17 protein-coding genes and 1 pseudogene are annotated in these 19858 nt (G+C 58.6%); 11 read left to right on the top strand and 7 right to left on the bottom strand.

All coding sequences use genetic code 11. The annotated features are described in order from the left end of the window. Positions 1–22: 22 nt before the first annotated feature. The 7 genes from C6382_RS00445 to C6382_RS00475 form a co-directional block, all read right to left on the bottom strand. Positions 23–1054 (bottom strand): ABC transporter ATP-binding protein, encoded by a 1032-nt coding sequence (locus tag C6382_RS00445; RefSeq protein WP_107022611.1) that lies wholly within the window; start codon positions 1052–1054, stop codon positions 23–25. Further along, positions 1054–1938, bottom strand: coding sequence for an ABC transporter permease (locus tag C6382_RS00450; RefSeq protein ID WP_107022612.1), 885 nt, complete (start codon positions 1936–1938; stop codon positions 1054–1056). The genes C6382_RS00445 and C6382_RS00450 overlap by 1 nt, the downstream gene beginning before the upstream one ends. Further along, the gene (locus C6382_RS00455) at positions 1935–2951 is read right to left on the bottom strand and encodes an ABC transporter permease (protein WP_107022613.1); all 1017 of its coding nucleotides are present in this window, start codon (positions 2949–2951) and stop codon (positions 1935–1937) included. The genes C6382_RS00450 and C6382_RS00455 overlap by 4 nt, the downstream gene beginning before the upstream one ends. A 178-nt stretch (positions 2952–3129) precedes the next feature. Then, entirely contained in the window at positions 3130–4674 is a 1545-nt protein-coding gene (locus C6382_RS00460; RefSeq protein WP_107022614.1) for an ABC transporter substrate-binding protein, read from the bottom strand. A 222-nt stretch (positions 4675–4896) separates the two neighbouring features. Further along, positions 4897–5724, bottom strand: coding sequence for a helix-turn-helix transcriptional regulator (locus tag C6382_RS00465; RefSeq protein WP_107022615.1), 828 nt, complete (start codon positions 5722–5724; stop codon positions 4897–4899). 492 nt (positions 5725–6216) lie between these two features. Next, positions 6217–7593: an aspartate aminotransferase family protein gene (locus C6382_RS00470; protein WP_107022616.1), complete on the bottom strand. Its 1377-nt coding sequence runs from the start codon at positions 7591–7593 to the stop codon at positions 6217–6219. A gap of 683 nt (positions 7594–8276) precedes the next feature. Beyond that, complete coding sequence (locus tag C6382_RS00475; RefSeq protein WP_218276234.1) at positions 8277–9257, bottom strand: LysR substrate-binding domain-containing protein; 981 nt, start codon at positions 9255–9257, stop codon at positions 8277–8279. 308 nt (positions 9258–9565) lie between these two features. Here C6382_RS00475 and C6382_RS00480 point away from each other — a divergent pair, with 308 nt between their 5' ends. From C6382_RS00480 to C6382_RS00535, 11 genes and pseudogenes are all read left to right on the top strand, one after another. Beyond that, on the top strand, positions 9566–10303 hold the full coding sequence (locus C6382_RS00480) for a hypothetical protein (RefSeq protein ID WP_107022617.1): 738 nt from the start codon (positions 9566–9568) through the stop codon (positions 10301–10303). Positions 10304–10416: 113 nt separating this feature from the next. Then, a complete protein-coding gene (locus C6382_RS00485; protein ID WP_107022618.1) occupies positions 10417–10632 on the top strand; it encodes an AlpA family transcriptional regulator in 216 nt (71 codons plus the stop codon). A gap of 3 nt (positions 10633–10635) precedes the next feature. Next, on the top strand, positions 10636–11514 hold the full coding sequence (locus tag C6382_RS00490) for a ParA family protein (protein WP_107022619.1): 879 nt from the start codon (positions 10636–10638) through the stop codon (positions 11512–11514). A 14-nt stretch (positions 11515–11528) separates the two neighbouring features. Beyond that, positions 11529–13067 carry a ParB family protein gene (locus C6382_RS00495; protein WP_107022620.1) on the top strand — a complete coding sequence of 513 codons (1539 nt, stop codon included), beginning with the start codon at positions 11529–11531 and terminating at the stop codon, positions 13065–13067. Positions 13068–13083: 16 nt separating this feature from the next. Beyond that, positions 13084–13635 carry a DUF2857 domain-containing protein gene (locus C6382_RS00500; protein WP_107022621.1) on the top strand — a complete coding sequence of 184 codons (552 nt, stop codon included), beginning with the start codon at positions 13084–13086 and terminating at the stop codon, positions 13633–13635. Further along, positions 13629–14840, top strand: a complete 1212-nt coding sequence (locus tag C6382_RS00505; RefSeq protein WP_107022622.1) for an STY4528 family pathogenicity island replication protein — start codon at positions 13629–13631, stop codon at positions 14838–14840. Before C6382_RS00500 ends, C6382_RS00505 begins: the two co-directional genes overlap by 7 nt. A gap of 152 nt (positions 14841–14992) precedes the next feature. Beyond that, complete coding sequence (locus C6382_RS00510) at positions 14993–15748, top strand: PFL_4669 family integrating conjugative element protein (RefSeq protein ID WP_107022623.1); 756 nt, start codon at positions 14993–14995, stop codon at positions 15746–15748. Beyond that, positions 15745–16239: a DUF3158 family protein gene (locus tag C6382_RS00515; RefSeq protein WP_107022624.1), complete on the top strand. Its 495-nt coding sequence runs from the start codon at positions 15745–15747 to the stop codon at positions 16237–16239. Before C6382_RS00510 ends, C6382_RS00515 begins: the two co-directional genes overlap by 4 nt. 5 nt (positions 16240–16244) lie before the next feature. Further along, the gene (locus tag C6382_RS00520) at positions 16245–16673 is read left to right on the top strand and encodes a single-stranded DNA-binding protein (RefSeq protein ID WP_107022625.1); all 429 of its coding nucleotides are present in this window, start codon (positions 16245–16247) and stop codon (positions 16671–16673) included. Positions 16674–17092: 419 nt separating this feature from the next. Further along, positions 17093–17329: pseudogene (locus C6382_RS24225) on the top strand (helix-turn-helix domain-containing protein); the annotation flags it as partial. Positions 17330–17576: 247 nt separating this feature from the next. Then, complete coding sequence (locus tag C6382_RS00535; RefSeq protein WP_107022627.1) at positions 17577–19544, top strand: DNA topoisomerase III; 1968 nt, start codon at positions 17577–17579, stop codon at positions 19542–19544. Positions 19545–19858 lie beyond the last annotated feature (314 nt).

Consider the following 19858-nt stretch of genomic DNA (forward strand, 5'->3'; position numbering starts at 1 on the left):
CCGTTTACCTTTCAAAGAAGCCTCACACCTTGACCAATATGTTGTGGCAAGCTGCCCAGTGCTCCTTGCCGATGACAACCCTCGGCGCAGCGTAATTGCAACGTCCGGTGGCGCGTTCACAACGTGGGTTGAAGGCACAGCCAGCCGGAGGAGCCGCCATGTTCGGCACCTGCCCTGGGATGAAGCCCAGGGCTTGGGGTCCCTGCCCCAACTTGGGCACGGTGCCCATCAACTTAAGGGTGTAGGGGTGTGCAGGTCGCTTGAACACCTCGCCCACCGGACCGCTCTCCACCACTTCGCCGGCATACATCACCGCCACCCGGTCACAGAGCGAAGCCACTACCCCCAGGTTGTGGGTGATAAACAGAATCGCCAGGTCCTGCTCCCGAGCCAGCTTGCGCAGCAGAGTGATGATCTGCGCCTGCACGGTGACGTCCAGCGCCGTGGTCGGCTCATCGGCGATCAGCAGTTTCGGCCGACAGGCCAGCGCCATGGCAATCACCACCCGCTGCAACTGACCGCCAGACATCTGGTGCGGGTACTTGGCTAGCGCCAGAGGGGGGTCCGGCATGCTCACCGCTTCCAGCGAGCTCAGCGCCTCGGCGCGGATTTGTGCCTTACTCAGTTGACGATGGCAGCCGATGACGTCGAACATCTGCCGCCCGATGGTGAAGAACGGGTTGAGCGCCTTCATCGGATTCTGGAATATCATCGCCGCGCCACCGCCACGCAAAGCCGCCAGCTGCGATGCCGAGGCGCCGTTGACCTGTTGTCCGGCGACCTTGACACTGCCTTCCAGCCGAGCGGCCTCAGGCATCAATCCAAGGCAAGACATGGCCGTCATAGACTTGCCCGAGCCCGACTCCCCCACCAACCCGAGGATCTCACCGCGCCTTACCTTAAGGTCGATGCCGCGTACGGCCTTTACGGTCTTGAACAAACCAGGAAAAGACACCGTCAGCCCTTCCACTTCCAGCACCAGGTCTTGAGCTGCGTGGTTATTCGAAGCGGCGAGACGCTCGATAGCAGAATATTGCAAGGATTCGTCGATCATCAGCGCGTCCCCTTCTTTGGATCGAGCACATCGCGCAGCCCGTCACCCACCAGGTTGACGGCCAGCACCAGGACAAAAATCGCCACTCCGGGAAACAGCACCGTCCAGGGATTCTCAAGCAACTGCGAGCGCGACGCCGCGGCCATCAGCCCCCATTCGATCATGGGCGGCTTGGCCCCCAGCCCGATAAAACTCAGCGAGGCAGCGGCGAGAATGGTGTAACCAAAGTCCATGGAGCCCTGCACGATCACAGGCGTGGTGGCATTGGGCAGTACATGGCGAAGCAAGATACGACAGTGACTGACGCCCATGGAACGGGCTGCATGAATATAGGTTTCTGAACGAACCCGTACTACCGCACCGCGCATGATCCTCGCGTACCAGGGAAACCAAGAGACAGCGAGCGCTAACATGGCGTTGGCCAATCCCGATCCCAGCGCAGCGGTGATAGCGATCGGCAACAACAGCGGCGGAAAGGCCAGAAACACATCTGAGAAACGCATCAACAGCGTATCAACTCGACCACCGAAGTAACCGGAAACAAGCCCAATCGGAATCCCGATCAGCATCGCAATCAGAGTCACGCTTACTCCGATGATCAGCGAGGTGCGTGCGCCATAAAGCACCCGTGAAAGAATGTCGCGACCAAACTCGTCGGTGCCCATCCAGTGTGCCCAGTTGGGTGCCAGCAATTTCTGGGAAAAGACAATCTTGTTCGGTTCATAAGGTGCAAGCCAGGGGGCGAAGACCGCCGCCAGGATGATCAGCAGCAATAACAGCGCGCCGAATACAAACAACTTGTTATCGCTGGCAAACGCCAAGGCCTTGATACGCCATGATGGGGCTCGCGAGGGCATGGACAGGGATACGTCTTGGATACTCATTGGACTCGCAACCTCGGATCAACAAGGTGATACAAGAGATCAACGATCAGGTTGATCGATAGATACGTCGTGGCCAGCACCAGGGTGGCTCCCATGACAGCGGGGAAATCATTCTGGGCAATCGAAAACACCACGAAGCCGCCCAGGCCGGGCCAATCGAAAATGAACTCAACGACTACCGCACCACCGAGCAGGTAACCGAAGGTCAGACCCACCACTGTCAGGAGCGGAATCATTGTCGCCTTCAGGGCATAGGCGTAATGGATACGCCACTTGGGTACACCGTAAGAAACGGCCGTACGGATGTACTCCTCGGATAGCACCTCCACCATCATGTTGCGGGTGATCCGGGTGACAGTGGCCAAGGTCACGATGACCAGGGTGAGCACGGGTAGCGTCAGGTGTTTGATGGCGCTCCACAATGCTACGAAATTACCGGCCAGCAGAGTGTCAATCAGGTAAAAGCCTGTCACACGCTCAAAAGGGCTATCGAGAAGAATGGAAGCATCGATACGTCCTTGCAGGGGCAGCCAGTTGAGCTTGCCGTAGAACAGCAACTGCAAGCCCATGGCCAGGATGAAAACTGGAAACGCCGTCCCGGCGATGGACCCCGCTCGTGCCGCATTGTCGACCACTGAGTTCTGCCGCGCCGCTGAGATGACACCGATCGGCACCCCTAGCACCACCACCCAGAACATCGCCAGGAATGTCAGTTCAAAGGTCGCGCCAACCCGCCTGACCACTTCCTCCACCACCGGCCGCCCGGTGCGCAGACTAGTGCCAAAATCACCTCGGAGAAGATCGCCGATGTAATTGAAGTATTGGATCGGCAGAGGCTTATCCAACCCCAGTTTTTCCCGTGCGACGGCAATCTGCTCCACCGTGGGGTGGTTCCCCAGCATCATTTCTACCGGGGAACCCGGAAGAGCTCGACTCAGAACGAAGGTGATGGTCAACACTCCCAAAAGAATGAAGAACATCACTATCAATCGCTGAGTTATATACTTCGCCATTTGGAACACCCCTTGTGGCTAAAAAACTTGACCCTGACTTCTTACACCCTACATAAAAGCCCAAAAAGCGGATTAAGCCTTGAGGGAATGACCAGGCAAATTAACCAACTGCCTGGTTATCGATTTACATGGCAAATCAGGTAATACACGTACCACTTCATCAAGGACGACTCAGCATTCAGCGATTCAAGTTGTAGTAGAGAATCGCCTCATAAGCAGGATTCAGGCTCTTTTCCATACCCTTGATGTCTTTGCGGGAGACACGTATCTGCTGCACGTCGGCGTACCAGATTGCAGGAGCGTCCTTGGCCAGTAGCTGCTGGGCCTGCACGTACTTTTCAGTGGACTTGGCCCGATCACTGCCTTCTAACGCCGCCGCCTCTTCGATCAACTGATCAAAGTTTGGGTTGCTGTAGTGAGACAGATTGAATAGCGTGGTTTTCTCTGTATGGAACTCACTGAAAAGCCAATCGCTGGGTGTCGGATACGTCGGCCACCAAGCCATAGATTGCATGTTGGGAGCGGTATCCAGCTTCTTTGCCTTATCCCAGATCACACCCCACTCGCCGGGGAGTAACTCCACCTCAACGCCAACCTGAGACGCCGTCGCCTGGAATAGTTCAGCAGCGTTTGCATAGATGCCACTGATGTACTGCATCGAGACCTTCCAGTCCTGCTTAGGTACACCGGAGGCTTCCAACAATTGTCGGGCTTTATCCAGATCGTAAGAGGCCATAGGCACGCTGGCATGCCCCCAGATACTGGTAGGCAAAGGCCCCTTGGAAACGCTGCCGTAGCCATGCAAAATATCTTTGGTGACACTTTCATAGTCCCAGAGGTACTGCAGCGCCTGACGAAATGCCAGGTTGTTCGTAGGGTACTTCTGGGTATTGATCAAAAATTGAAAGTTCTTCCACGAAGGCGCGGTGCTCACCTTGATGGAGGGGTTTTCCCCCAACACCTTGAGCTGATCAAGAGGGATATCCCAAGCGACACCGGCCTCGCCATTTTTGATCATCTGGGTACGAGTGGCGGCTTCGGACACGACCTTCACGATGACCCGATCAAATTGCCCTTCTTTCCAACCTCCCCAGTAGCCATCGAATCGCTCAAGCACCACTTGCTGGCCCTGTTCGACCTGCCCAAGTTTGTAGGGACCGGTACCGATGGCGTTGGGAGCCATCATCCAGTCATGACCCTTCTCCACCGCCGCCGGGGCAATGATGTAAGCGGCATACTGACCTGCCGCGATCAGATTGGCCGGAGTGGGACTCTTAAACTTGAGCGCTACCGTATCGTCAGCGAGGGCCTCGATGGCATCCAGACCTTTCCATACAAATGCAGCGCCCTGTTTCAGCTCCTTGACGTAATCAATGGACTTTTTGACCGCTGCAGCATTAAAGGCCGAACCGTCATGAAATTTAACGCCGTGCCGCAGCTTGAAGGTCCAGGTCTTGCCGTTGTCGCTGCTTTCCCAGGACGTGGCAAGCCCGGGGGAAAACTCCTCAGCACTGCCTGGCGCGTTATATACCACTAGTGTCTCGTAGATATTGCCCAGTACCCGCACTTCCTCCGAAAAGGCCGAGGCTGGATCCCAATCCTTGAAAGAGGCTCGATCAGCGACAACCAAGGTATTGTTTGCCGCATACACCAAACCACTGGTCAATGGCGCAGTAATGGACAGCGCCATCAACCCCGCCATCAATGTTCTTTTGAATTTCATAGGCGTTCCTCTTATTTTTATGGCGGGCGCAGCGGATCACTTGTAAAAACAGGCACTCATTCAACTGGAATGAATGATGTGATTGGCCGTTAACGAAACTGACATTTGAGTGGTGTATGACATTATCGATCTGCCGCACGGCCAGCTCAATTTCGCGAGCGCGAAGAAAAAAACGCCAGGTGACGCCCCAAAGCGTCACCTAGCGTCAATTTTAAAAAATGACTAAAACAGCGGAGGGACGAGGTTGAACTCACCTTCTGATGGATGTACCAGCAGCCGCGACCTCACCTCGTCGGGAATCTCAGGGGCATCAATCGGAAAACAGCTGCAACTGGTGAGAGCGTTACGCAGGTCGATCGACTCGCCTAGGTGCTCAAATACAATATGGGCACCAAAAGGACGGCGGAAATTGTCACCCGAAACGCCGAGTACCAAGCCGTTGAGAAAACGGAAACGACTGCGGTAGGAGGGATAAAGCGCTGACCAGATATAGCCCCGGGACGAGAGGTACTCGCGCTCGACGATGTAAATCAGATCCGATGAGGCAAAGCAGAATCCACGATATTTATTGATGCCGAAACTGTTCAGCTGGTCATCGCCCAGCCTCATCCGCTCGTAGGTTTTACTCAGGATCTTTTCGCCGGAGCGGGTCAAGCGGGTAATCGACTTGATCACCTCCCCCGGCGCGGCAGGCGACATCAAATAGACAAAGTAGTAACCCTGGTACTTCGACAACGCCTGCGCGGAGCTCGGGAAAAAATCGGCTGGTACCGCACTGTCCTGCTCTCGCGCCTTGCGTTGCCTGCTGAGCAGAGCGCGGAAGGATTCATGCTCGGAGAATATTTCCTCCTCATCCACCCCAAAAAAAGTGCAGATTTTGCGCAGGGTAAAGGACGAGGGAGTCGCTTGCGCCCCCAAGTATTTGTTGAACTGCTGGCGGTTGATATCAAGGGAGCGGCACACCTTCGCCACCGACTTATAATATCCGCAGAGAAGGCGCAAGTTTTGACTGAAGTCTTGCATCGACTGGGATGAACTGGAACTGACCATAAAGAGTATTCCTAACGCCAGAATTGACAACATACTGAACTAATCGTCGCTTGGGGTCACGGCTTCAAAAGCTCCGTGCAAGACAGTGCCTGAAAGTGGCGCAGAAGCTGGTATTGCCAACCCGTGATCGACACGAGCATTGAGCCCGACCATTGCGACTAGGCGAGGAAATATTCAACAAATACAAAAGCTTATCCAGCGATTTCTGACCCATCGGCAGAATTGACATCGGCTGCATATTTGTAATGCGCGCCTATTGCTACCCAAGATGTCACTGTGGTCTTCATTAACACCACCGGTGCAGGCGAAGCCGGGGCAGGCACCAACGAAAAAGCCCCGAATAATCAGGGCTCTAACATGTATATGTCGTGGCATTTTCCGTGAATACTACAACGGGCTTGCCTGTAAGCCATTTAGCAGGCCCACTGCCTACTCTCACAGGATCGTCCGCGATACGACGCCAAACCTATCAAAGTCGAGCCGTACCCGTACTCAATGCCCCTGCGCCAGCCACCGCTGCGTATCCTCCAACGCCTTGCTGAAACAGTTGATGATAAGGTCGACTTCTTCCGCTGTAGTGACCAGGGGTGGGCAGAACGCAATGCTGTCACCAATGTTGCGGACAATCATGCCGTGCTCTTGGCAGCGAGCATTGAAATAACTACCGACCCGGCGAAGCGGCTCGAACCGGGTTTTCTCCGATTTATCTGCGACCAGCTCAACGGCGGCAATGAAGCCGACACCTCGGATTTCCCCGATTAACGGGTGGTCAGCATATTGCGAAAGGCCAGCTCGCAGTCGCGCCCCCATTTCGGCCGCGTGTTCTACCAGGTGTCGCTCTTCAATCAACTTGATGTTCTCCAGCGCCACTGCCGCAGCCACTGGGTGCCCGCTCGCGGTGAAGCCGTGTCCAAAGGTCCCGATGGTCGAACTTTGCCCCGCGATCTCCTGATAAATCCGTTCGTTGATCAACACTGCTGCAAGCGGTTGATATGACGAGGTCAACTGTTTAGACAGCACCATAATGTCTGGCTCGATGCCGAACGTAGTCGAGCCGAACATGTTGCCAGTGCGGCCAAATCCACAGACGACCTCGTCTACTACCAACAAAATATCGTACTTGCGGCAAACCGCCTGGATCTTTTGCCAGTAGCCGCGCGGAGGAACAATAACCCCACCGGCCGCCATCAAAGGTTCGCCGATGAACGCAGCAACTGTATCGGGCCCTTCGCGTTGGATGAGGGTTTCGAGCCCTTTTGCAAGACGATCCGAAAATGCCTCCTCCGACTCGCCGGGTTCGCCGAAACGATAGTGATGCGGGCACATTGCATGCGCTATGTCCATCATAGGCAGGTCGAAAGCACGATGATTGTTCGGCAAGCCAGTTAGGCTCGCCGCAGCGATGGTCACGCCATGGTAGGCTCCGATGCGAGATATCACCTTTTTCTTCAGCGGCAGACCACGGGCGTTATTGTAATAACGAACCATTTTCACCACCGTGTCGTTGGCCTCAGAACCGGAGTTGGTAAAGAAAACCTTGCTCATCGGCACCGGCGCCAGCGATATGAGCTTCTCCGCGAGATCCACGGCAGGCTGATGCGTTTTGTGAGTAAAGGTGTGGTAGAAAGGTAGCTTACGCATCTGCGTCATGGCCGCTTCGACCAGTCGCACCTCGCTGAAGCCAAGTGCCGCACTCCACAGGCCCGACATGGCTTCGATATAGCGACGCCCCTCGGTGTCATAGACGAAAACCCCATCCCCGCGCTCAATTGCCAACGGACCGACACCTTCGTGCATCCGCGCATCGGTATAGCTATGAAGGTGATGGGCTATATCCCTCGCGTACAGTGTGTCAGTGGCATTGGACATGGGGGTCTCCAAGAAAGGAAGTGACGACCCCACTCACCTTAGTAGCAACTTGGCGGGGTCTGGATTTAAGTTTTGGCTGGGAAATTAGTCCGGAACACAGTCGTTCCAGACTAGCTTGCGGCACTTGGTTATAACGCGCTATGGCATGAGAATCGCTGTGCTCTAACGTGGTTTTCCCCTTCGCTGTTTTTGATGTTCAGCCCGCACCCACTCATTTGAGAGCTGAGTTTGATACAGTTTTTCCTGCTCAGACAGGCACTTTATTACTTCCCCAGTGGTGACTTAAAGTCACCACTCCATAGCTAGTACGGAGGCATTCCTCCCCCATGAGTTTCGTACATTCCGAACGGATCGTTATCCAGAGCAAATCGCCATAAACGGCAAGTCTTTGCCACAAACAGCGAAACTAGCGGACAGCGCCCCCCCCCCAAGCCGATTGTCGAAGGTCATCCGCCAGTCATTCGCAACGGGGCCGTTTGTGATGGGGGCGTGCATAGCATGTTGGTGAATGAGCGCGGTTGCGACAATAACTGGGAGATATTTTTGTGAATGGACGAAACTTTGACGAGCCAGCGTCAATGGCAAGAGGAACATGGGCGCATGTGTTGAGCGGAAGATCAGTTTGAGGCTATTCGACCTGGATCTACTCAAGTATCAAACCGAACTTTTACCTGACGGCTAAACTATTCTTCAGCGCAACCGTGTTGACTTAACGCACCAGCTGACTGGCCACCCGTCGTCTCCGCGATAGACTGCTGCATCCAAGCGCGGAAACGCGCCAATGTCACTTCATTCCAACGCTCACGCGGTCCAACTAAATAATAGCCTCCGAGCCGAACATCGGTTTCAAGCAACTCGACCAGCCGCCCGGTGCGCAGATCATCAGCGGCAATCAGGCGTGTCGCGAGTGCGATGCCCTGCCCTGTTACGGCCGCGTCGACCGTAAGATTGGCTGACCAGAGCCGCGGCCCGTTCAACACTACTTCATGCCCATAGCCAGCCTGATGGAACCATTGTCGCCATTGATCGCGGCTTTCCTCATGTATCAACGGCTGATTCACGAGATCGTCAAGAGTGCGGATGGGTGCGTTCTTGCTGATCCAGTCCGGGCTAGCGACCGGAAAAATCCGGGGCCTTTCCAGCAAAATCCAGCGAACATTCCCCTTCGGCTCCTCCAAATAACGGATATCGACATCGGCGTCGTAATGCGTGAAATCGGGCTCTAGATCGGTCGCGCGCATGACGAAATCAATGCCGGGCAGCGCAAGTTGGAGCTGGTTGAAACGCGGTGCCAGCCAGCGCGTTGCGAGACCAGGGACACACCAGATTCGTAAAACCGAGCGGCTTACCGCCGGACGCAATTCCGCCGTCGATTTGGCGATCATGTCAAAAGCCATTCCCACAGTCTCGGCAAAAAGCCTGCCTTCCGTAGTCAGCTGAATGCCTCGTGGTCCAGCATCCACAAGCCGCGTGCCAAGCCAGGATTCAAGATTTCGAACATGGCGGGAAACGACCGTATGGCCGACATTGAGATCATCCGCAGCCTTGCGCATAGAGCCGAGCCGGCTCACTGCCTCAAAAGCGCGCACCATCGAAAGCGGCGGTAGACGTCCGCGTTTGACGCCACTTTCAGGCTCATCTTCTGGCGATTTGGCGTTGCGCAAGCATGCCTCCTTGAAAGTGAGTATTTCCACGAGTTTAAACGTCATAATGCCGAAAAACCCTCTTATGCGAAATGAAATCTGGGGCTTGCATCACGAAGACTGACGCACAGTGGTCTATGACGAAGCGCCTATCGCTGACGGGTCCTCAAACCCGCTTCAATTTCTAAGTGCCGAACCAACCGATCAATGAGTTGTCACCACAATTGGATCCGAAAAAGGTCTTTCGGAACCCGGCTCGCTCGACAGAGGGCCTAGCAGCAGCCCCCCGCCAGCGATTCTAGGACGAACGCAGCAGGAGGCTGTGTGCCATGATCTCGATCAGAAGCTCTTATCACCCAATTGATGCCGCGATTCTGTGGTGTGACCTTGCCGATCACGAGGACGAGATTTTGCGCGTCGATCTCTCTCACCCCGGCAGCCTGCTCAAGCATTTTCCGCAATGGCCATTTCTTCACATCTACGCCGAGTGCATCTACGACGCCATCGTCAGCGGTGAACTACCCGCGACCTGCTTGGGTCGCCCGATCTCTGCGGATAACCAGACTCATCGTGAGTATTGGTCCATTCGGCGTGCCGATCTCCTGGTTTGGTTTGCCCACAACTACCCTGACGAAAAGCCCGCGTTCTTGTTTTCGCAGAACCCCGACCATTCGGAATGCGTCAGCCTCAATGCGCACTTAGTCCAGCAAGCAGAGCTGGATGCAACCCAGCGCATGATAGACAAGATGCGCCAAGAGCTTTCGGCAAGGGCTGAAGAAATGGCGGCGCTTACAGCGCTCAACAATGAGATGACAGCGCGTCTCGAGGCCTTGGGCATTCCCTCCGAGGCATCCGAAGTTACGCACCACATGCTCGTTGGCGCTGTGCTGGAGGTCACCTTGGGTAAATCGAAGGACGGCCAGGTGCAATCGATCTACAAGTCGCAGAGTGCCTTGGTAGAGGAGGTTACCCGACGATTCCCTGGAATTGCTGGCTTGAGCAAAAGTACCCTTGATCGGAGATTTGCCGACGCGCGCCGGCATTTTGCCCAAGCTACACGGGGCTAACACCGCATTGTCAGGCAAAGGTCGCCATTGCCTGACAATGTTTTTTCGCCCCATCAGGCCTTCACTGACTGTCACATCCCACTGCGCACCACATGGTGCTACGGAGTGACATCATGCAACCGACCAGCGCTACCCCTCTCCCTGCCGACCGCCACATCATGCGCCGCGATGAAGTGGAGCAAAAAACCGGCTTCAAGCGTTCGCACATCTACAACCTGATGAAGACCGGTCAGTTCCCGCAATGCCGGCGCATCGGCACCCGCGCCGTGGGGTGGGACTCACTGGAAATCGAACAGTGGGTCCAAGACCGGCTGTCCACCGGGGACTGAATCATGAACGTCCTCTCGCTGATCTCGACCAAGGGCGGCGCGGGCAAGACCACCGTCGCCGCCAACCTGGGCGGTGTACTCGCCGACTCGGGGCTTCGCGTATTGCTGCTGGACCTGGACAGCCAACCGACGCTGTCCAGCTACTATGCTTTGCGCGAGTCCCGTGAGGCCGGCAGTTACGAACTCATTGCGCAGCGGCTCACGGTACCTGAGCAGGTGATCTCTGCCACAGTCATTCAACACCTGGACCTGATCCTGTCCAACGACCGCGCCGGGCATATCAGCCCCCTACTGTTGCACGCGCCCGATGGCCGCCTGCGCCTACGCAACCTCTTGCCCGCCTTTCAGGATCGGTACGATGTGCTCATCGTTGATACCCAAGGCGCACGCAGCATCGTAGTGGAAATGGCTATCCTCGCCTCCGATTGCGCCCTGTGCCCGGTCCCACCGGAAATGCTCGCCGCGCGCGAATTGCGACGTGGCACGCTTGGGCTATTTGAGGAGTTGGAGCCGTATCGCTACCTAGGGATCGTCTTGCCATCGGTAAAGCTATTGCTCAACCAGGTCAACGCCAACCGCCGCGATACCCGCTTAATCATGCAGAGCCTGCGAGCCTCCTTCCAGTCCGATCCCCATGTCAGTGTCTGCACCACGGTGATTCCCGACCGCGTGGCCTACCCCAATGCCGCCTCGCTGGGACTGCCCGTACACCGCGTCGAGCCCACCCCTCCGCCCGGCAGCCGCAGCCCTTGTGCCGCGGAGGTGATGCGTGCCTTGGCGATCGAGTTGTTCCCGCAGTGGACCGCGCAACTTCTCGTCTCAGGCGCGCAGGTGCCCGGCCAACTGTCAGCTACTGAACGCCGGCTGATCCGTCGCGGCTGATCGGAGGATGTGTGATGAAGCCACCGACCTCCGAAGATATCTCCCGTCAACTGCAGCAGGCGCATTTCCCACAGCAGCACGGCCGTGAAATCACTGCCGCGCCGATCGGCGACACGCCGATGGTGGTCAGCCTCGAGCAATTGCACCCCTACGAGCTCAACCCACGCCTGGTCCGCAACCCGTTGTATAACGAGCTCAAAGCCTCAATTCGCGAACGCGGCCTGGACCAGCCCCCCGCAATCACCCGCCGCCCGGATGAGCCGCACTTCATCATCCGAAACGGCGGCAACACGCGCTTGAGCATCCTCGGTGAGCTCTGGCAGGAAACCCGTGAGGAGCGTTTCTTTCGCATCCATTGCCTGTTCCGTCCTTGGCAATCTGAATCTCACGCTTTACTCGGACATCTGGCCGAAAGCGATCTCCACGGCCAGCTCACCTTCATCGAGCGCGCTCTCGCTGTGGCGAGACTCAAGGACATGTATCAAGAACCTGATAAATCCCTCAGCCAGCGCGAGCTCTCGACGCGCTTGAGTGAGGGTGGCTACCCGATCTCCCAACCCCATATCAGTCGCATGTTCGACGCCCTCGAACATCTGCTGCCGGCCATTCCCCAAATGCTGTATGCAGGCCTCGGCAAACCCGCCATCGATCGACTCATGACGGTGAGGCGCCGCGCGGAATCGAGCTGGAACCAGTATTTCGGTGACGCCCAACAGTTCGCGCTCCTGTGGCTGGAAGTACTGTCGGGGTTCGACGGTGAAAATCCCGAGCTAGATTCGAGCGAGCTGCAGGACGAGCTGATTGCCAAAATGGCGGCGATCCTGAATCAGACCCCCCGCCTGCTGGCACTGGAAATTTACCAGGAACAGCGTCTCTCGCCTCCTCCACCTGCAATCCCTCAGAATTCGCCACAAAACCCATCAAGCGAGTCATCACGACCAGCGTCTGCCATCAACGACGCCTGTGAAAAAAGAAATGAAGCGATCAACCCCGATCAAGTAAACAGCGACGGCGACACCAAGCCGGCACATGACCTACGCCTCCCCGAAATACGCCAGGCGCTGAGTGACGAGCTGCTTTCGGTGAAACCACCAGATGACATGGAGAGCGTCCTGGCATCAGTAAGCTCGCCTCAATCACACCCGCCTTTGCTGGATGACATCAGCGCCCTGCGGGAAAGTTGCGCCGCACTGGCGGCCAAACTTGCCGCGTACGCCGACGCTGCTGCCATGGTCAGTCCGCATGCGGACGGCCTAGGGTTCACCCTGTCACCGGAGCAAGGCGAGCGATTCAGCCCGCGGCACACTGGTATTCAACTTCTGCTCGCGGCACTGCTGCGCCTGCAGGATGAGGTGAACTGGAACCAACGCCAACAGCTACCGGCGGCACTGTTTGGTCAGCTATTGATCGGCGCCTACGACCTACCCTTTGCCGAGCGCCCTGCCCTGACGGTTGGCCTTGAGCGACTACCCGACGTCCAGCTGGAGCAGCTATTCACGCTGATCCGCCATGCCCGGCAACTGATCAAGCTGACGCTGTCGTCCACTCGTTAATGTGAGGAGCTGCCTCATGAGCACGACCTTCAATTTGTTGAACCACGCCATGTTGAATCAGGTGCTGCATGAGCTGCGCCATGGCCGCCTGCAGCGCTGCAAAGCCCTGGGCCTGACCGACGAAGACATCGAGGTCCTACAGTCGCTGCCGCCGACCACTCTGTCCCACTTGGCGCACTCGTCGATCGCCTGGGTCGAAGTCAAGGTCGACACCACCGTGCTGCGTCGCCTCATCGTCCAAGCCGAACGCGACGAGCAAAACGAGCGCCTGATCAACCGGGCGCTCAAGCTGTGTGCGAGCTCCAACATCATGTACCGCTGCTTTGGCCTGGACCATTCGGAAACCGCACAGCGTCGCCGCGTTCTGAAGATCGAGACTCACCGCGGCCGACCGGTTCAGCTCAGCGAAGCGCAAGAACATGCGGTTTGGAACCGCTGGAGCCAACTGCGGGCAGAAGATCCAGACAACGATCCGCTGGACACGATGATGATGCTCGCCGAGGAGCAACACGTCAGCCTGACCCTGGTCTGGCAGCAAATAGAATTGTACGGAGGTAAGCCATGCTGAGCTTCTATCAGGTCGACTGGCAGGATGTGGTGCGCCAGTGCTATGACGCGCTGCGGCGTCGTATCGAGTGGCAGGCGGCGCAGGCCCAACGAGCTGCCTCTACTGCGGAGCCTGCGCTGCGTACGATCTACTACGGCGACAACAATCCATTGCCGCAAGCATTGCTACTCGATCGTCGGCTGACACCACTGGAGCGCAACACCTGGCAGGTGCTGCGCTGGTTGATCACCGAGCGCCAGGTCAAAACGCCACGGTATCAGGACCTGCAGCCTTACCTGGCGACCAGTCCCTGTGGCACTCAGGCGTCGCGAGAAACCATCGCCCGTGCGCTCAACGTCTTGCGGACCACCCGCTGGCTCAGCCTGGTCGACCGCTCGCGCGATGCTCAAGGTTGCCTGCGTGGCTGCGTCTACGTGCTACACGGCGATCCGTTGACCCCGACCGAGCAGTTGGAGCTGGATGCCGGCTATGCGGCGCTGCTGCAGCAGAACCTCACCCATGGCACCAAAGGGGTGCGTGATGTGGCGCAGCATGTGATTGAGGAAATCCAGGCCGACCCGCAGGTCACGCAGTTCGACAAGGACAGACTCAGTTCACCGTCTCCTGCGGCACAACAGCAAGCGTTGCCGCTGACAGATTTGGAAGATTCCGAACCCGGCCAGCACCACCCCGTTCGGAATCCGAGCGCCTCGCCCACCGATTTCGATCCCTGCGGTAATGCGCCAGTTGCAGCTGTAGTTCGGAATGCCGATGGCGGCCGTACAGTACGGAAAGACAAAAGCAAAAAAAGTACAGTACTGACGCAGGTGGAGTTTGGCCGAGCGCGTTGGCCCGAGGATTTACCACTCAACCCGACCGAGCGGCGCATGGCCATCCAGGCGATGCGTCAGCTCGAGCCTGAACAGCAACAAGCGGTCATCAACGAAGCGGCAGTGCGCTGCGCCCGCGGCGAGATCCGAAAGCCGGTCGCCTACCTGATGGGCTTGATCAAGCGCGCCTGCCAAGGAGAGTTCACGCTGTGGGCCGCCCGCGCCGAAGCGACGCAACCGGCGAGCGTGCCTTCCCGCGTGCCGAAACCGAAGCCCCTGTCGGACTCAGCCAGCGAGCGACCACGACGCAACGGTCAACGCAGTGCCTCCCCGCTTGCTCTCGCGTACTTGGAGGAACTGAAGCAACGCTGCCGGGGGGGCGGTACGGCACCTTAGGTGCTGGACGTCTGTGGAATTGATGTCACTGCCATCAAATCCACTTTGATCCACTACCGGCAAAATACGAACGACCCAGCTTCGCGTTGATTCGCATCGGCCTTGCCGGATCAGCCCATCGTCAGCGTCGTTCCGACAATGAGGTACTGGCGATGGCCGATCACTACCAGCTCAACCTGGGCTCTTTACGCAGCAGCATCACCTTAACCTTGCACACCCACCATGCGGCGCGGCTGTGGCAGGGCCGCAGCGGCCGCGACGGGGTGCACCCGATCCTGGGCATGCCCGGCTACATCGCGGTCACCAACCTGCTCAAGCAGGCCAGCGGCCAGGACGATCCGTACGCCGACTGGTTCATCCTTCAGCTGGAGGAAAAGCTGCTGCAGGCCAGGGCAGAAATGCTCACGCTGACCCAGCAGGTCAGCCAAGTCGAACGCGCTTTGCCGACTCAGGTCGATGTTGGCGACAACCTCAACATCCATCCCGTCACCCTGCCACTGTTCATCGGCAGCCAGCTAGGCTTTCTCGCGATCTACCTGCTGACCGACTACGACACCTTGATCCGGCGGGTGCTGCTCGCCCACCACACGGCGCTGATCGGCCGGGTCAACATGGAAACCTGGATCGATGGCGGTGCACATTTGCTGCGTAGTCTGTTCGGCCTGGCGCAGCGCTACCGTTTGGCTGGGGTGAGTCGGGACGACATGGCCGCCAACAACGCCCGCGCCCGCGAAGCCATCGATAGATTCGGTATCCCACCGCAGGACATTCTGGAAGGTGCCCGCCGCTCCCAATTCGCTCCGCCGATCATCCGCAGCAACGCTCAGTCGGAGATTGAAGGCCCCAATGCACCAGAAGCCGAGGACCAACCTACGCCGGACGCCCCGAGCGACGGGGGTGACGCATGAACCTGGCCGCAGCAATTGCCCGGCGTTTATCAGCCGATGCCTATCGCGAGTTCGCACAAGGTGCCTCCCTAAAAGGCCTTTTAAAGCCTTTTAAGGGTAAGGGGGAGCTGCAGCAGTTCGCCGAGACGATCCTGCATCTGCGCACCCAGATCGCAGAGTTGATGGGGGTGATGCTCGCGATCATGGCGCAGCCACCCTTCTCGCTGCTGGACCTGCGACTGGTCGCTCAGCACAGCTCGACGGGCACTGAGTTCCTGCGCTGGCGCAGTCCGGACTTTCAGCGCATGGGCGTGCAGGTGTGGCAGGAGGCAATGGTTCATCCGCGTCTGCACCTTGAGCTGCGGCAGGCGTTGTATCAGCTGGAGACCAACCGCGTGGTGCTGAACCTGCAGATGAGCAGCTTGCAGTCGTTGTATCGCCAGGTCATCGCCGGTGTCAGCAAGCTTGAGGCCGCCGAGCTCGCTCTTACCCGTTCCCGCACCGAGGAGTAGCACGCATGAGTACTTTCTTTGTAGGTGAAGGCAACATCGGCAGTGTTCCGGAGTTTCAGGAGTTCAACACCAACCCGGATGAACCGCGGCGCCTGCTACGGCTGAATGTCTATTTCGACAACCCGGTGCCGCGCGAAGGCGGTTACGAGGATCGCGGCGGCTATTGGGCGCCCGTCGAGCTCTGGCACCGCGACGCCGAACACTGGAGCACGCTGTTTCAGAAGGGCATGCGCATCCTGGTCGAGGGCCGGACGGTCAAAGAGGAATGGGAGGACAGCGAGGACAACGCGCGGGTGACGTTCAAGGTCGAGGCGCGGCGCATCGGTATCCTGCCGCACCGCCTGGCCTCGGTGTCCATGCGCGAGAAGGCCAATGACAACGCCAGTTCTTCGCGCAAAGGAGGTGGCAAGAAAACGCCGCGCAAGACCGGGTAAGCGCGTGGAACTCAGTGGAATCGCCGCCCGCAGCGCGGTATCGCTGAATTTGGGCAGCCTACCCGGCGGGCAGCACTGGCTGCTGCAGCTTCTTCAATCTCGCCGAGCTTTCCCGCGCTGCTCACTCTCCAGCAGTTGCTTCACCTCCACCAAGCACTGGTCTAGGGCAAGGAAGGCCCGCCAGCGCGCCGGGTGTACCTGAACCCAGGCGATCAACCGGGCACGCGCCTCCAGATTGTCCGGTTCCAGGTGGGGGGCCATGAACAGCTCATATACCTTGGCCGCTAACGCATCTACCTCACTCTGGTGTGATCCGTGCAATTCGTCGCCTCCGCGTTGACGGGCGAGTCAAACACCATTTTTCGGTAATACGCCTCAAAGGGTAGTCAGTCAACCTTTTGAGGCGTTCATAACTTTGGGTGGCTAGTCAACCATATGGGTCGAATTGGAGAGCGCCCTCATTGCCAGTCAAAGAGCCTAGCCCACATCTCATTGGTCGCCAGTTGGCAAAGTATCGCCGTGCGCGTGGCTTGACCCACGAGCAGGTTGGCGAGCACCTGCGCGTTACCGGCGAAGCCGTGTCGCGCCTGGAACGTGGTTTGGTTGAGCTTTCAGTGAGTACGCTGCTGCAATTGGCCGACCTGTACGGCTGCCCCGCCGATGAGCTCTTGCTGACCATCAGTCCTCGGTCACAAGACCTGGGCGTACAGATCACCTCGATCATCAAGGAACTGAGCGAGGCGGATAAGCAGTTTGCCCTGGAGTTTCTGCAATCCCTGGCGACCCACCTTGCACAGCGCAAGTCACACTCGCCCGCCGTTATGAGTTCGGCATCTTCGGATTTACCCTGGCGTTCCCCAACCGCCCCCCCACCCTGTCGGTACCCACCGAGAGGGTCCGCGTATGCGCCTGTTCATCTGCGAGAAACCATCCCAAGCCCGCGACATCGCCCAGGTGCTGCAGGCCAGCCGGCGCGACGATGGCTGCCTGCAGGGCCAGAACATCACCGTCACCTGGTGCGTCGGCCATCTGCTGGAAACCGCGCCTCCTGAAGCCTATGGCGACTACAAACGCTGGTCGCTGGACGATCTGCCAATCATTCCCAGCCGCTGGCTACTGGTGGCCAAACCCAAGGTCGCCAGCCAGCTGAAGGTGATCAGCCAACTGCTCCGCACCTGTAGCGAAGTGGTCATCGCCACCGACGCCGACCGCGAGGGCGAGATGATCGCTCGGGAGATTCTCGAGCGCTGCCAGTATCAGGGGCCGATCCTGCGCCTATGGCTTTCCGCGCTGGATGAGGCCTCGATCCGCCGGGCCTTGGCCAGCTTGCGTCCGGGGGAGCAGACCTTGCCGTTATACCACTGTGCACTGGCCCGCTCCCGTGCCGACTGGTTGGTCGGCATCAACCTGAGCCGGCTGTTCACCCTCCTAGGCCGCCGCGTCGGCTTTGATGGCCTGCTGCCGGTGGGCCGTGTGCAGACGCCAACCCTGCGCCTGGTGGTCGAGCGCGACCGGGCGATCGCGAGTTTTGTGCCGCAGCCCTTCTGGACCGTCGATGCCCAAATGGAGCAGAACGGGATGCGCTTTCAGGCGCGCTGGCAACCCCCGGCCACAGCCTGCGACGTCGCCGGACGCTGCATCGACTCACCCGCCGCGCAGCAAGCACTCAAGCGTCTCACCGAGCGCGGCACCGCCCAGATCGACAGCGTGGAGGTCGAGCGGGTACGCGAAGGCCCGCCGCTGCCGTTCGACCTAGGCACGCTACAGGAGATCTGCTCGGCCAAGCTCGGGCTCGGTGCCCAGGAGACTCTGGCAATCGCCCAAGCCCTGTATGAAACCCACAAGGCGACGACCTACCCGCGCACCGACTGCGGCTACTTGCCCGACAGCATGCTTGATGAGGTGCCGCGCATCCTCCACGCTCTAGCGGTGGCCGCGCTTTCGCTGGGGCCAATCCTGAAAGAAGTCGACCCTAGCCGCCGCTCCCGCGCCTGGAACAGCGGCAAAATCACGGCTCACCACGGCATCATCCCCACTGCCGTCACGCTGGACCTGGCCCAGCTCTCGGAACGCGAACGGGCGGTCTATGCGCTGATCCGCGCCCGCTATCTCGCGCAATTTCTGCCCGAACACGAGTACCTGAAAACCCAGGCACTGTTGCATAGTGAGGCGGACCAACTGCTGGCCCGCGGTAAGCAGATCCTGGTTCGCGGCTGGAAGGCGGTGATCAACGAGGCAGACGGCGACGAGCCGGCCGAACAGGCTCAGTGCTTGCCGACGTTGCGTGAATCCGCGACGGTGGCGCTGATCAACACCACCCTCAACGCACAGCGCACGCAACCGCCCAAGGCCTACACCGAAGGCACGTTGGTCAAAGCGATGAAAACCATTGCCAACCAGGTGGCCGAGCCACGGCTCAAGCAGAAGCTTAAGGACAGCTGCGGGCTCGGTACCGAGGCCACCCGCGCGGCCATCATCCAGGGCCTGATCGACCACGGTTACCTGGCCAAGAAAAAACGCAGCCTGGCCGCCTCAGCGGCGGCGCATACCTTGATCGAAGCGGTGCCACCAGAGGTGGCCGACCCGGTCATGACCGCACTGTGGGAGCAGGCGCTGGACCGCATCGAGTCGGGCCAGCTGAGCGTCGAGACCTTTCTCGCCAAGCAAGCAGAATGGCTGACTCGGCTGGTGCGCAGTCACGCCACGCTCACCCTGCGCCCGCCACCCAGCAAGGGTCCCTTCTGCCCCGTGTGCCGCAGCACCATGCGCCAGCGCAAAGGCCGCACTGGCAACTTCTGGTCGTGCATCCGCTACCCCGAATGCAAAGGCACCAAGCCAGTGGCGAAAACCAAGCCTTCGAAGAGCACCTGACTTGACGGGAAATCGCAACGCTGGTGTAGTGATCTAGCCCCTCGCCGCTTGGCGACCCAGACCGATTCGCTCCGGGCAGCTCGGTCAGACTCGTAGAGTTCGGAGCCACACCTCACGGCATCAGCGGATGTCTATTCAGCGTTCCAAGTCTCCCAGGTGGATGACCCGTGCGGCTTGTACCAGGCCGCACGGGTCATCCTCTTCGGCGACGATGCTCAGTTCCGGTGCCCGCCGGCGAAACACTGGGCACCTTTTGTGCGCGGATGCGTGCCAGTTGATTCCGACCCAGGCCACGACAAGGGTCGGTTGATCCA

Origin of the sequence: Pseudomonas sp. BBP2017 (assembly GCF_003024385.1) — a bacterium.
GTDB lineage: Bacteria > Pseudomonadota > Gammaproteobacteria > Pseudomonadales > Pseudomonadaceae > Aquipseudomonas.